Genomic DNA, 13,804 nt, shown 5'->3' with positions numbered 1-13,804 from the left:
GATCGTTTGATTAAAAAGTATTATTGACAAAACCAATAGGGGTTGTTATATTAATCCGCTAATGCGGGTATAACTCAGCTGGTAGAGTGCAAGCTTCCCAAGCTTGATGTCGCGAGTTCGAGTCTCGTTGCCCGCTCCATCTTTATTGAGATTTGGGATGGCAGATTTGTTCCATGTATTGGAGTTAATGCCTAAGATGAGATAAGATATAACCTGACCCCTCTGGTAGTTTTTTTTGGCGAAGGTTTTGTTAGTGTCGTACCAGGAACGGGCATCTGCCCGTTTTTGTATTTGAGGACGCAATAAAAGCAGATGTTCAAAGCTGTATATGGATGTCAGGCAGAAGAAAGTCAATAGCATGTTGATTGAAAAAATTAAAAAAGTAGCGCAGCCATTATGTCAGGCTGAAAATTTTGAGCTTGTTCATGTCGAAGTTGTTAAGAGTACTCGGGAAAATATTGTCCGTCTCTTTGTAGATAAACCTGGCGGGATCACCTTGGATGATTGTGTTTATGTCAGCCGCCAGCTTGGGGATTTAATTGATGTTCAGATAGAGGATATGCCCAGTTACAGGCTTGAAGTTTCTTCTCCAGGACCAAATAGGCCGTTGAATAAAAAAGAAGATTTTCATCGTTTCAAGGGTGAGAGGGTAAGGATAGAAACAAGCGATTTGATTGAGAACCGAAGAAAATTTACCGGAATTCTTGAAATAATTAATAATGATTCTGTTGTTATTGCTGTTGATGGGAGAAGCATTGAGATATCAGATCATTTGATCTGCAAAGCAATACTTGCAGGTCAGTAATATGGAGAGCGCTTAATAATGTTTATCACAGATATTAAAAGGGTTATTGATCAGGTAAGCCGTGAAAAGGGTATTGAACCGGAAGTTCTTATTAATACTCTGAAAGAGGCCATTATTTCTGCGGCCAGAAAGAAAATCGGACCCAGAGCTGATATTGAAGTTCACTATGATGATAAAACGGGTGATGTTGAGGTTTTCCATTTTAAAGAGGTTGTAGAAGAAGTTGAGTATCATGACAGTGAGCTTACTCTTGAGGACGGATATGAATATGATCCTGAGTGTGAAATCGGTGATAGCTTAGGCATCAAGATTGATACGGAAGAGTTCGGTCGAATTGCCGCTCAGTCAGCCAAGCAGGTTATTATTCAGAAAATGAGAGAGGCTGAAAGAAACGCTGTTTATGAAAACTTTTTTCATAAAAAGGGTAAAATTATCAATGGCATTGTGCAAAGGTTTGACAGAGGCAGTATTATCGTTAATCTCGGGCAGACAGAAGGTATTTTAAGGCCCAGGGATCAGATGCCAAAGGAAAATTATAAGCGTGGTGACAGAATTCGGGCCTATGTGCTGGATGTATTAGAAGAGTCAAAGGGTGCGCAGATCATTTTATCCAGAACTCATCCTGAATTTTTAGTCGAATTGTTTAAAACCGAAGTTCCCGAAGTTTCCGAAGGCATTGTAACCCTGCGTGCTGCTGCAAGGGTTCCCGGTCTCAGGGCTAAGGTTGCCGTATCTTCCATAGACTCGGATGTGGATCCGGTTGGAGCCTGTGTCGGAATGAAGGGAAACAGGGTTCAGAATATTGTTCAGGAGCTTAGGGGTGAAAAAATTGATATTGTTCAATGGAGTCCGGATATAGCCAGATTTGTCTGTAATGCGCTATCACCTGCCGAGATTGCCAGGGTTATTATTGATGAAGATAACCGATCTATGGAAGTTATTGTCAGCGATGAATACCTTTCCATTGCCATAGGCAAAGGCGGTCAAAATGTTTCTCTTGCCTGTGAAATTACCGGCTGGCATTTGGAAGTGACCAGTGAAGAGGACTATAGCCGGGAACTAAAAGAAGGTTATGAAAGTTTGATGAAACTTACGGGAGTTGGATTGTCTCAGGCAGAAACGCTTTTTAAAGGCGGATATTCTTCTCTTGTGGATATATTTGAAGCTGATGTCGAAGATATTGTTTCAATACTTGATTTGGAGGAATACAAAATTAAAGAAATGATTGAAGAGGCAAAAAATATCCTGGAAAAGGAATTAAAACAAGAAGATCAAGCAGCGGAAGATCAAACAGCGGAAGATCAAGCAGCGGAAGATCAAACAGCGGAAGATCAAACAGCGGAAGATCAAACAGCGGAAGATCAAACAGCGGAAGAAGAAGACGAAGAAGAAGACGAAGAAGAAGACGAAGAAGAAGACGAAGAAGAAGACGAAGAAGAAGACGAAGAAGAAGACGATCAACCAGAAAGCAGTGAAGATAGTTAAAATAACGGGTAGCAGGCGAAAAAGAATATAAAAAGAGAGTATTACTTGGGGGCAATATATGGCGAAGGTCAGGGTATATGAGTTAGCTAAAGATCTGAACATGACGAACAGAGCGCTTCTTAATAAAATGAAAGAATTGAAAATTGAAGTTAAAAGCCATATGAGTTCTCTGGAAGATAGTGCTATTAGCGCAATTAAAAGAAGCCTTTTGGGAAAAGATAAAAAAAAGAACGATGTTCAGGTGAAACCATCTGTTATTCGCAGGCGTAGGCAAAAGCTTGAAGAGACTGTTGTACCGGAAGAGGAAGAAGAATTAAACCAGGCTACTGATTCTGAAAAGAAATCATCTGTACAAGAAGAATTAACCACAACATCATCAGATGCCAAGCAAAAAAGCATTAAAGAGGACCCAGAAGAGTTGGGACTTAAAAAATCGTTTGAAATACCAGACCCTGAACTCAAAAAAGATAAACCAAAGCCAAAGATTAAGAAAAGTCAGCCTGCCAAGATTATTAAACCTGTTGTCATAGAAAAATCCGAACCGAAAGTAGAAAAAATAATCCCTGAACCGGAAGCTGAAAAAGTAGTCCCCCCTTCAGCAGAAGAAAAAATATCCAGGATCGAAGAGCCTGTTGTTGAAAAAGATGAAAAACCTATAGAGGCTGAACTTGAAATTCCTGTGAAAAAAGAAGTAGAAGAGATTGCCGTTCAGGAGGTTGAGCCGGTTGTTGCTGAAGATACGGAAAAAAAGATCAAAAAGAAGAAGAAAAAGAAAAAATCCACCCCTGCAAAGATTGTCAAAATTGCGGATCCTGCAGTACTTGAAAATTTAAGGAAATCTGCGTCTGGAGAAGATAAGAAGCGGGTCGACATGAAAAATGATGTCAGGAAAGAGACTGCAAATAAAAAATTGTTTAAAAAGAAAGACCGTGTCTCATCACCTTCTAAAGCAATTCCTGACAAGAATGCACCAATACCTGCTATTCCGGCTTCAGCTGAAATGGATGCGATAAAACCCAAAAGAGAGAAAAGAAAAGAGGGTTTTGGAGAAGATAAACCTGCCGGGAAAAGAAAACAGCGCAAGAAAAAATCTGTTATCGAGGGAGATGCCTTATATCATAGCGGTCGTGGCAGAAAAAAACGCGGTAAAAAAGAGGCAAAAGGCAAAAAAGGAAAATTTCAGAAAACCCAGATTACCACACCTAAAGCCATTAAAAGACGCATTAAAATTGATGAGGCCATTGAGCTTGCTGAACTTGCAAAACGTATGGGTATCAAGGCAAATGAAATGATTGCCAAATTGATGACCTTGGGGGTTATGGCAACTGTGAATCAGACCATTGATTTTGAGACTGCAACACTGGTCGCAACGGAATTTGACTTTGAGGTGGAAAAAGCATCTTTTGAGGAAGAGGCCCTTCTCAATCATGAGACCGATAGTGACGATGAAGATAAAAAGATAGGGCGAGCACCGGTTGTTACAATCATGGGGCATGTAGACCATGGAAAAACTTCTCTTTTGGATGTTATTCGGAAATCTAAAATTACAAGTGGTGAAGCAGGTGGAATTACCCAGCATATTGGTGCCTATAATGTTGAAACACCCAATGGCGGAAGAGTTACCTTTCTTGATACACCTGGTCATGCTGCTTTCACTGCAATGCGATCAAGAGGTGCCCAGGTTACGGATATTGTTATCCTTGTTGTGGCTGCCGATGACGGAGTGATGCCCCAGACAATAGAAGCTATTAATCATTCAAAAGCAGCGGGTGTGCCGGTTGTGGTTGCGGTCAACAAAATGGATAAAGCCGGAGCCGATCCTGACAGAATTATGAGAGAACTCTCAGAGCTTGATCTGCTCGCAGAGGAGTGGGGAGGCAGTGTTATTTTTGTTAAAGTGTCTGCAAAAACCGGAGAAGGCATAGATGATCTGCTTGAAATGGTTCTGCTGCAGTCCGAGGTTCTGGAACTCAAGGCCAATCCGGACAGAAAAGCCATGGGGTATGTGGTGGAATCACGGCTGGATACCGGACGCGGTTCTGTCGCTACGGTACTTGTAAAACAAGGAACCTTAAGAGATGGTGATCCCATTGTATGCGGACTTTATTCCGGTCGGATCAGGGCAATGATTGATGATTCTGGAAGCAGGATAGATGCGGCAGGTCCGAGTACACCTGTTGAGATCGTTGGTTTAAGCGGTGTGCCAGATGCCGGGGATGAGTTTATTGCGGTTGCATCTGACAAAGATGCAAAGCAGATTGCCGGCAATAGAATGCAAAAACAAAGGGCAAAAGAGCTGGCTAAAAAAAGCCGGGCCAACCTTGAAAAAATGTTTGAAAATCTTGGTTCTGCCGAAGTCAAGGAACTTAAGCTTATTGTTAAAGCTGATGTTCAAGGGTCTATTGAAGCTTTGAATGATTCGTTAAAAGATTTGGCCAAGGAAGAAGTGGAGATTAAAATTGTTCATTCCGGTGCCGGAACCATTAATGAATCGGATGTGGCGCTTGCAGCCGTATCTGATGCCATTATTGTCGGGTTTAATGTCCGGCCGTCACCTCAGATTCGAAAACTTGCCAAGGATGAACATGTTGATATGCGGTTTTATGATATTATCTATGATGTAATAAATGATATTAAAGCTGCGTTGGATGGTATGATGCCGTCCACATTTCATGAAATTATTATTGGGCGGGCAGATGTTCGTGAAACTTTCGTAGTGCCGAAGATGGGAACCATTGCAGGATGTCATATTTCAGATGGTAAAGTGGTCCGCGGTAAGAAGGTAAGGCTTTTAAGGGATGGCATTATCAAGTGCGATACTCAGTTGTCATCTCTCAGGCGGTTTAAGGATGATGTTAAAGAAGTAGAACAGGGCTATGAGTGTGGTATCGGTCTTGAAAAATACAATGATATCAAAGTGGGTGATGCAATTGAGTGTTATGAAGTTGAAGAAAGAAAGTACAAGGCTGATTGATTAAAAAATGAAACCCTATTCAAGAGCTGAAAGAATCAGCGGTGAGATTCAATATGCCATTACTGAACTTTTAAGCAAAAAAATGCAGGACCCAAGGATTGAGATGGTCACGATCAGTGGTGTGAATCTCTCATCTGATCTTCGGGTGGCCGATGTATATATTGCCGTGTTTGGTGATAAAAAGCGGATCAAGGATGCCCTGAACGGGTTTAAGAAATCCAAAGGTTTTATCAAGAAGAGCATTGCTCCGAAATTAGGATTAAAATACATGCCGGAGTTAAGATTTTTTCATGATGATACCTTTGATAAGGCTGCCAAAATGGATGCACTTATTAAATCGGCTTCAACCGGACAATCAGACGAACAAGACTCATAAAAGAAATCCAATGAAAAGTGGTATCCTATCGATAAATAAGCCTGAAGGCATATCTTCAGCCCGTGTGGTGGCGCGTGTTAAAAAGGCCTTGGGAGCAAAAAAGGTAGGGCATACAGGGACTCTGGATCCTTTTGCCACAGGATTGCTGCTGTGCGGGATTAATCAAGGAACCCGGATATCCAGATTTTTTCTTGACGGCCACAAAAGATACAGTGCAAGGATTTGTCTGGGTGTGGAAACCGACACCTATGATCTGACAGGTGAGACGGTTCATGCAGCACCGCAGAATGTTATGGACAATCTCAGAATCCGGGATGTTGAGGATGTTGTAACATCATTTATCGGAATTCAGGATCAGGTGCCGCCTGCCTTTTCTGCCTTGAAACACGAAGGCCAGCCATTGTATAAACTGGCACGCCAGGGAAAAAAAATTCAAAAACCCCCTCGTAGAATTGAAATTTTTGATATTCATATAAATAGTATTAAATTGCCCTATATTGATATTGAGGTTTTTTGTTCATCCGGAACCTATATCAGGAGTATTGCATTTGATATCGGCAGAAGGCTTGGATGTGGTGCCCATCTGTCAAGGCTTTGCAGGACACAGTCCAGCGCATTTAAACTGGAAGATGCGATTGAATTGGATACTCTTGAAAGCATAGATAAAATAACTGCCGAACAAAGAATTGTTTCCTTATCAGATTGTCTTGAATTTTTGCCTGAAGCTGTGGTGGAAAAATCAATTGCCCAAAAGGTTCGATTTGGACAAAAGCTTTTGAAAAAAGATATTGGGATTACACTGGAAAACCCTGATAAATTAATCAGGGTAACAGATGATAAGAACGATCTTCTGGCGATTATTCAATTGAGTGAAAACCAGCAAACATATAATTATTCTTGCGTTTTTTCAAGTTAACTGATATTCATACAAGGTTATATGTGGTTGTAATGGCATGCTGATCTGTTTTTGAAACTCTTTTTTCTGAATGGAATATTGGATCAAAGATTATAAAAAAATCAGATGATTAAAGTATGCCGTGTTTTAGTTTTATTTATTCCAGATAAAGGAGTTTTAAAGTGGTTTTATTAGCAGAAAACAAAGAAGAAATGATCGAACAATTCAAACTCCACGAGTCGGATACAGGCTCCCCAGAGGTGCAGGTTGCTATTTTAACCCACCGTATCAGCTATCTTACAGAGCATCTTAAAATTCACAAAAAAGATCATCATTCCCGACGGGGTCTGCTGATCCTTGTTGGAAGACGCAGAAGTCTTCTGGATTATGTTAAGAAAAAGGATGTGAATCGATACCGTTCTTTGATTGAAAGACTCGGACTGAGAAGATAACAATGACAAACAGCCGGTTTTTGACACGTTGTGGATCAAAAACCGGCTGTTTTATTTTAACCGGGCGGCAATTGTCAAGGGATTTTTTAAATAAGTTCGCATATTTGCCATTAAGTGACTATTTGATGACAAACATGCGGGTTTATTTTTTTAAAAAATTTCTTTGTGGTTTCCGCCTTTTTTATTACAGGAGAAGTTATGGAAACAAAATTTACAACAACCATTAATGGAAAAGAATTTTCAATTAGTGGGGGAAAAATTGCCAAACAGGCATCAGGATCAGTTATTGTACAATATGGAGAAACCATTGTATTGGTTACGGCTGTTTCATCAAAAGATCCTAAACCGGACATCAGTTTTTTACCCTTGACTGTTGAATATCAGGAAAAAATATACTCGGCAGGAAGAATTCCCGGTAATTACTTCAGGCGGGAAATCGGCAGGCCTTCTGAAAAAGAAACCTTGACAGCAAGATTGATTGACAGACCCATTCGTCCTCTTTTTGAGGATGACTACAATTATGAGACCCAGGTAATTGCTACTGTTCTTTCCATGGACAAAATTCATGAACCCGACACCCTTGCCATTGCAGGAGCGTCTGCTGCTTTACAAATTTCCGATATTCCCTTTGCAGGACCTATTGCCGGTATTAAAGTCGGTAGGATAAATGGTCAGTTTGTTGCAAACCCTACGATTGAAGAGATGAAAGAAAGTGATATGGAACTGGTTGTGGCCGGCTCAAAAACCGGTGTGGTAATGGTGGAAGGCGGGGCGGATATCGTTTCTGAAAAAGATATGCTGGATGCTATCTTCTTTGGTCATGAAGCCATGCAGCCTATCATAAATCTGCAAGATCAGATAAAGCAAGCTTTTGGAAAAGAAAAACGGGTGTTTGTGCCTCCTGCCAGGGACGAAGAATTGATTGCCGAGGTGATAGAATATTCAAAAGATAAAATTTATACACAAGTTCAAATCAAAACAAAAATAGAGCGCCAGAACGCACTCAGTGATTTGAAAAATCAAGTGGTTGAACATTTTTCTCAAACCTATCCCGAACAGACCAAAGATGTAAAATATGCGTTTTCCAAATGTGTTAAGAAAGTCAGTCGTGATATTGTTCTAAAAGAGGATAAAAGGATTGACGGCAGGGCCTTTGATGAGATCAGACAAATCACATGTGAAGTTGGAAGTCTTCCCAGGCCCCATGGGTCAGCTCTTTTTACACGGGGTGAAACTCAGGTCTTGGGTATTTTGACTCTGGGTTCCGGCATGGATGAGCAGCGGGTTGAAACTTTGATGGGAAATGAAACCAGAGCCTTTATGCTTCATTATAATTTTCCTGCCTTTTCAGTGGGTGAAGTAAGACGTGCAGGTGGTCCCAGCCGAAGGGATATTGGTCATGGAAATCTTGCGACCCGTGCCCTTCAAAGAGTTCTTCCTTCTCCTGAAGAGTTTGAATATACCATCCGTCTTGTGGGAGAGGTCATGGAATCCAATGGAAGTTCGTCCATGGGAACCGTATGTTCAGGAACCCTGGCATTGATGGATGGTGGTGTTCCAATAAAAGCACCGGTTTCCGGTATTGCCATGGGGCTTGTAAAAGATGACAATAAAACAGCAGTACTTTCTGATATCCTGGGAGATGAAGATCATTTTGGTGATATGGATTTCAAAGTGGCTGGAACTGCTGAAGGAATTACAGCTCTCCAGATGGACATAAAGATTAAGGAATTGTCCAAAGAAATTATGGAGACAGCCCTTAACCAGGCCAATGGCGGAAGAATTCATATACTTAATAAAATGCTTGAGACTCTTAAGGATGCAAGAGAAGAAGTGTCTCCTCATGCTCCCAAAATCGTCAGTATCCAGATTAAATCCGATAAAATAAGAGATATCATCGGTCCTGGCGGAAAAGTGATCAGAGCCCTTCAAGCTGAAACCAATACCATCATTGAAGTGAATGATTCAGGTATTGTCAAGATTGCTGCGGAAAATGAAGAAGATGCTGCACTGGCTTTGAAAATGGTGTCCGATATTGCCCTTGATCCTGAAATTGGTGAAATCTATGAAGGAACAGTTGTTAAAATTACTGACTTTGGTGCTTTTGTAAATATCAAACAGGGTACTGACGGGCTGGTGCATATTTCAGAACTGGCAAATTACAGGGTCAAAAAGGTAACGGATGTGGTTAAAGAGGGAGATGTCATCCCTGTAAAGGTTCTGGATGTTACCAGGGATGGAAAAATAAAACTGAGTTACAAAGCAACAAAAACTGATGAAAAATAATTCATTTAGTGTCTGTCCCCTTGCCAGTGGCAGCAAGGGGAACAGCCTTTTTGTTTCCTGTAATAACAGTTCCATTCTGATTGATGCGGGTCTTTCGGGGATTGAAATCCAACGGAGGCTTACTGCCGTAAATATAGCACCTGAAAATCTTACAGCCATTATTATTACCCATGAGCATTCCGATCATATAAAAGGTGCAGGAATATTGAGTCGCCGATTTGATATTCCTGTTTATATCACAAAGAACACCTATCAGGCAGCCAAGGGCCTTGGAAAAATTGCTGATCTGTGTTTTTTTGAATGCGGTGTTCCCTTTGAAATTGATCAAATCATGGTCAGTCCGTTTTCCATTTCCCATGATGCCGAAGATCCGGCAGGGTTGACCATGGAATACAATGGTCACAAAATAGGAATAGCCACGGATCTGGGTATTGCCACAACTCTTGTAAAACAGTATTTGAAAAACAGCAATATTTTATATCTTGAATCAAACCATGATCCTGATATGCTGATCAACGGTCCCTACCCATGGCATCTCAAGCAGAGAATCAGAGGCAGAACGGGGCACTTGTCCAATATGGATGCCAAAATACTGGTGTCGGAATTAAAGACGGATGCCTTAAAACATGTTATTCTTGCACATTTGAGTGAAGAAAATAATTGTCCTCAAAAAGCGGTTCAAGAGGTTTCAAAAAGCCTGAATGCCTCAGATATTATTTTGCATGTTGCAGGGCCTGATAAGCCTGGCAAGGTCATCCAGCTTTAAAACTTCCAGAAGTTTTTTTTTATACATTATATTTCTATGACATTATATTTTTTCTTTTTGCAAAAGGTGGTGATATTCACCCTTTAATGCAGCAAGTTCCTGGTGAGAGCCCCTCTCTTTTATGCTTCCATCCCTTAACAAAAGGATGTTGTCACATTGTTTAACTGTGGACAGTCTGTGGGCAATGATGATGGACAGCCTTCCTTTCATTAGTTTTTTCATGGCGTCATGGACTTTTTGCTCTGATTGTGAATCCATATAGGACGTTGCTTCATCAAAAATTATCAAGTCCGGATTAAAGGCAAATGCCCTTGCAATGCAGACCAGTTGTTTTTCTCCGCTCGATAGGGGCCTGCCCCCTTCTTCTACTCTGGTGTCAAGTCCTGAGAACTTTGTAAATAAAAACTTACAATTGGCGTTATACAAGGCTTTTTCAAGCCTGGAATTATTCATATCACCCTGAAAAGGTTTGATATTGTCCCTGATACTGCCGGAAAATAGGACAGGGTCCTGCATGACAAGTGCGGTTTTGCTTCTGATGTCTTCGATATTGACTGACTGGTAATTGATATGGTTGATGAGAATATTGCCGTTATCGGGTTGGTAAAATCCTGTGATCAAGTTGATTATGGAACTTTTGCCTGACCCTGTCTGTCCGACAATACCGATGGATTTGCCCCGGCTAAGGTCAAAAGAGATGTCTTTAAGGACTATTTTGTCTTGTTTGTATGAAAAATTGACTTGATCAAATGTGATACTGGAAATTTTATCAAGAAAAATTCTTTTTTTGTTTATCCGTTGTTTTGCCTGATCATTGTTAAGTATTGTGATAACCCGTTCTGCCGATGCCAGGGCATTTTGAAGAAGATTGAATTTTTCAGACAGCTCCCTTAATGGTCTGAAAAAAAGTTTCATATAAGTTAAAAAAGCCACAAGTCCACCCAGGGTAAGGGAATCTTTCATGACTTCAAAGCTCCCTGTCCAGATGATAATGGCCACACTCAATACCCCTAAAAAACTGACAAACGGCATAAATATGGAAAATATTTTTATTTGGAAAAGAGCGGCAGTGAAATGTTCAAAATTCAGCAGCTCAAATCGTTGCATAAACTTTTTCCGGCTGGATGTTGTCTGGATAATTTTGATGCCTGTTAAAGCCTCTGAAAAACTGTGGTTTATCTCAGCTATTTTTTGACGTATGCCTCGAAAAGCTGTTCTCAAAATATTTGAGAACATACTGATACTGATTATAATTACCGGAATCAGTGCAGACAGATAAAGTGCAAGCTTAGTGTTAATAGTAAAAAGTATCACCAGAATGGCTGCCATGAGCATCAGATCTTTGAAAATAAAAATGAGAATACTTGTAAACATTTCGTTCATGTTTTCAATATCCCCGGCTACACGGGAGACAAGCCTTCCACTTGAGTTTTTATCATAAAAGCGGACCGGCAGAAAAGTCATGTGGGAAAAAAGTGCGCACCTGAGGTTTAATATGATTTTTTGACCGGTATATTCCATGAAGATGGTCTGAATAAAATCAATGACAAATGATGTGATGATAAATACACAAAAAAGTATGCAAAAGGTCTGGAAAGATTCAATTGTCACCCCGAAAATATGGATGCCTTTTTCAGGATCTACGGGAACGATGAACCCGTCAAATGCTTTTTGAGTAAAAATCGGCATGAGCAGGTCAAAAAAAGTGACCAGAAAAACCAGCAGTGTCGACAGCATCAGCATCCATAAATACGGTCTGAGAAAAGGCAATAATGCTTTTATCAGTTTGAGGTCAGCAAGTTTGATTTGCTTTTCTTCCCCCTGTTTTTCTTCTTTATGGGGTTCAGGCACCATATTCCTCCTCAAACTGCTGGACCAGGTAAGATTGTTTGTAAAACCGGTCTGTTTCAATGAGTTCTTTGTGGGTTCCAAAATGATCAATCCGGCCGTTTTTCAGAGTAAATATTTTGTCGCATGAGGCCAGTGCGGAGATCCTATGGGAAATAATAATTAAAGTTGAATTTAGATTCATACGGTTTAAATTGGCAATGACGTTTGCGGCAGTATGTGTGTCCATCTGGCTGATGGGATCATCTAAAATGATAACGGGTTTTTTCAATATCAAGGTCCGTGCAAGGGTAATTCTCTGCTTTTGCCCGCCTGAAAGTGTTATACCTCTTTCACCTACAATGGTATCCAGTCCATGGGTCATTTTTTCAATTGTGGTTTTCAGGTTGCAGGCTCTGATGATTTCGTCAAGTTTCTTTTGATCCACATGCTTGCCCATGAGAATATTTTCTCTTATTGTACCGGAAAAAAGAAAAGATTCCTGGGGCATCACTGCAATATGCTGCCTTAAAAAATCAAGATCCAGTGTGTTCAAATCTATATCATCTAAGCGAATATTACCTTTTGTGGCATTGTAAAGTCGCGGAATCAATTGGACCAGGCTTGTTTTTCCTGAACCCGGCGGACCTGTTATACCGATTGAAGTTCCAGGATGAATCTGAAAGCTTATATTTGAAAGTACAAAGTTTGTTTTTTCATAGGCAAAACTGACATTTTCAAACACGATATTTCCTTTTATGTTGGAAATAAGGTGCGGATTCTCAGGAGATATCACCTCTGGCTGTGAGTCTAAAAGGGCATTGATTCTTTTCAAGGATGCCATTCCCCGCTGAAAGAGATTGGTCATCCATCCAATAGCAATGACAGGCCATGCCAAAATTCCAAGATATTGAATAAACGCAACAAGTTCACCCGGTGTGAGTGCTTGTTCCATTACCAGGAAACCGCCGTAAAATATAATCACAAGGGTTGACAGATTAAAAAACAGTCCGAATAAAGGTCTTAACAGTGCAGTAACAAATGCCCGCTTGAGATTTTTTTTAAAATAATCTGTTGAAGCCCCCTTTACCTTATTGCCTACGACAGGTTCAAAATTAAATACTTTTATGATGCGAATGCCAAAAAAACTTTCTCTTACAAGTTCGGTCAGCTGGGAAAAAGATTCCTGAGCTGTTTTATGGAAAAGATGCATTTTTTTGCCCAGGATTCTTGTCACAATAATCAAAAAAGGCATTGGAATCATTGCCAGTAGTGTCAGTTTTGTATGGGTGGCAAGCATGATGGCAAAGGTGGTACCGCCAAGAAGAATCGTGTCTACAAGCACGATCAGACCAAAACCGAATGCCATCCTGATATGATTGATATCGCTTGTGGCATGGGCCATGATATCTCCGGTCTTGATTTTGTCTAAATAGGCCATGTCCAGATTCAGGATATGCCTGAAAAGATAATCCCTGATATCTTTTTCAAGACTTCTTGCACTTCCCATGAGAATATTTCGCCAGACATACCTTAATCCTGCCATGACAAGACCGAGCAAAAGAATAAACGCACATTGAACAAACAAGGCATGGGTGTCAAAAGATGTTGAATTTAAAGTGTCAATGGTATTTTTAACAATTTGGGGAATGATCAACTGGGTGATATCCACAATAATCATGCAGAAAAGCCCCAATATTATTTTATAAAAATTTTTTTTAAAATATGGATAAATTAGTTTCAATATCTTTGTTTTATACCTGTATGAAAAAATCAAAAATTGATTCTAATGAAAAAAAAGATTGGTTGTCAACCAAATGCTAAAGCTTTAATCATTAAATGATAAAATTTCATATACATTGTAATTGCCTAATAATAATATCTGGCAATGCCAATAATAATGCTGTATGTATATCCTGATATTTTAGTTTGACAGCT

General features: G+C 40.2%; 10 protein-coding genes and 1 tRNA gene. 9 read left to right on the top strand and 2 right to left on the bottom strand.

All coding sequences use genetic code 11. The annotated features are described in order from the left end of the window. Positions 1–63: 63 nt before the first annotated feature. The 9 genes from BLT94_RS04540 (at position 64) to BLT94_RS04495 (ending at position 10,039) form a co-directional block, all read left to right on the top strand. A tRNA-Gly gene (locus BLT94_RS04540) sits at positions 64–139 on the top strand. A 219-nt stretch (positions 140–358) separates the two neighbouring features. Beyond that, positions 359–805: a ribosome maturation factor RimP gene (locus BLT94_RS04535; RefSeq protein WP_245742943.1), complete on the top strand. Its 447-nt coding sequence runs from the start codon at positions 359–361 to the stop codon at positions 803–805. A gap of 18 nt (positions 806–823) precedes the next feature. After that, a complete protein-coding gene (gene nusA, locus BLT94_RS04530; protein WP_092230889.1) occupies positions 824–2,290 on the top strand; it encodes a transcription termination factor NusA in 1,467 nt (488 codons plus the stop codon). Between the two features lie 58 nt (positions 2,291–2,348). Beyond that, positions 2,349–5,264 carry a translation initiation factor IF-2 gene (gene infB / locus BLT94_RS04525; protein WP_092230886.1) on the top strand — a complete coding sequence of 972 codons (2,916 nt, stop codon included), beginning with the start codon at positions 2,349–2,351 and terminating at the stop codon, positions 5,262–5,264. Between the two features lie 7 nt (positions 5,265–5,271). Beyond that, the gene (gene rbfA / locus BLT94_RS04520; RefSeq protein ID WP_092230883.1) at positions 5,272–5,640 is read left to right on the top strand and encodes a 30S ribosome-binding factor RbfA; all 369 of its coding nucleotides are present in this window, start codon (positions 5,272–5,274) and stop codon (positions 5,638–5,640) included. A 10-nt stretch (positions 5,641–5,650) separates the two neighbouring features. Beyond that, positions 5,651–6,556, top strand: coding sequence for a tRNA pseudouridine(55) synthase TruB (gene truB, locus BLT94_RS04515; protein WP_092230880.1), 906 nt, complete (start codon positions 5,651–5,653; stop codon positions 6,554–6,556). Positions 6,557–6,717: 161 nt separating this feature from the next. Further along, on the top strand, positions 6,718–6,987 hold the full coding sequence (gene rpsO, locus BLT94_RS04510) for a 30S ribosomal protein S15 (RefSeq protein WP_014955989.1): 270 nt from the start codon (positions 6,718–6,720) through the stop codon (positions 6,985–6,987). 198 nt (positions 6,988–7,185) lie between these two features. Continuing rightward, positions 7,186–9,273, top strand: coding sequence for a polyribonucleotide nucleotidyltransferase (gene pnp / locus BLT94_RS04500; RefSeq protein ID WP_092230875.1), 2,088 nt, complete (start codon positions 7,186–7,188; stop codon positions 9,271–9,273). After that, complete coding sequence (locus BLT94_RS04495; RefSeq protein ID WP_092230872.1) at positions 9,263–10,039, top strand: MBL fold metallo-hydrolase; 777 nt, start codon at positions 9,263–9,265, stop codon at positions 10,037–10,039. Before pnp ends, BLT94_RS04495 begins: the two co-directional genes overlap by 11 nt. 42 nt (positions 10,040–10,081) lie before the next feature. Here BLT94_RS04495 and BLT94_RS04490 read toward each other — a convergent pair whose 3' ends face one another. Further along, positions 10,082–11,893 (bottom strand): ABC transporter ATP-binding protein, encoded by a 1,812-nt coding sequence (locus tag BLT94_RS04490; RefSeq protein ID WP_245742942.1) that lies wholly within the window; start codon positions 11,891–11,893, stop codon positions 10,082–10,084. Beyond that, on the bottom strand, positions 11,883–13,562 hold the full coding sequence (locus BLT94_RS04485) for an ABC transporter ATP-binding protein (protein ID WP_281243346.1): 1,680 nt from the start codon (positions 13,560–13,562) through the stop codon (positions 11,883–11,885). The genes BLT94_RS04490 and BLT94_RS04485 overlap by 11 nt, the downstream gene beginning before the upstream one ends. Positions 13,563–13,804: the final 242 nt, after the last annotated feature.

The sequence above is a fragment of the Desulfobacula phenolica genome (assembly GCF_900105645.1).
GTDB classification, from domain to species: Bacteria; Desulfobacterota; Desulfobacteria; order Desulfobacterales; family Desulfobacteraceae; genus Desulfobacula; species Desulfobacula toluolica.
Note: the sequence above shows the minus strand (reverse complement) of the source record. Positions and strands in the feature narration are given on the sequence as shown.

Coding starts and splice junctions, on each gene's coding strand:
- BLT94_RS04535 (WP_245742943.1), top strand. CDS start 359: ATGTTGATTGAAAAAATTAAAAAAGTAGCGCAGCCATTATGTCAGGCT.
- nusA (WP_092230889.1), top strand. CDS start 824: ATGTTTATCACAGATATTAAAAGGGTTATTGATCAGGTAAGCCGTGAA.
- infB (WP_092230886.1), top strand. CDS start 2,349: ATGGCGAAGGTCAGGGTATATGAGTTAGCTAAAGATCTGAACATGACG.
- rbfA (WP_092230883.1), top strand. CDS start 5,272: ATGAAACCCTATTCAAGAGCTGAAAGAATCAGCGGTGAGATTCAATAT.
- truB (WP_092230880.1), top strand. CDS start 5,651: ATGAAAAGTGGTATCCTATCGATAAATAAGCCTGAAGGCATATCTTCA.
- pnp (WP_092230875.1), top strand. CDS start 7,186: ATGGAAACAAAATTTACAACAACCATTAATGGAAAAGAATTTTCAATT.
- BLT94_RS04495 (WP_092230872.1), top strand. CDS start 9,263: ATGAAAAATAATTCATTTAGTGTCTGTCCCCTTGCCAGTGGCAGCAAG.
- BLT94_RS04490 (WP_245742942.1), bottom strand. CDS start 11,893: ATGGTGCCTGAACCCCATAAAGAAGAAAAACAGGGGGAAGAAAAGCAA.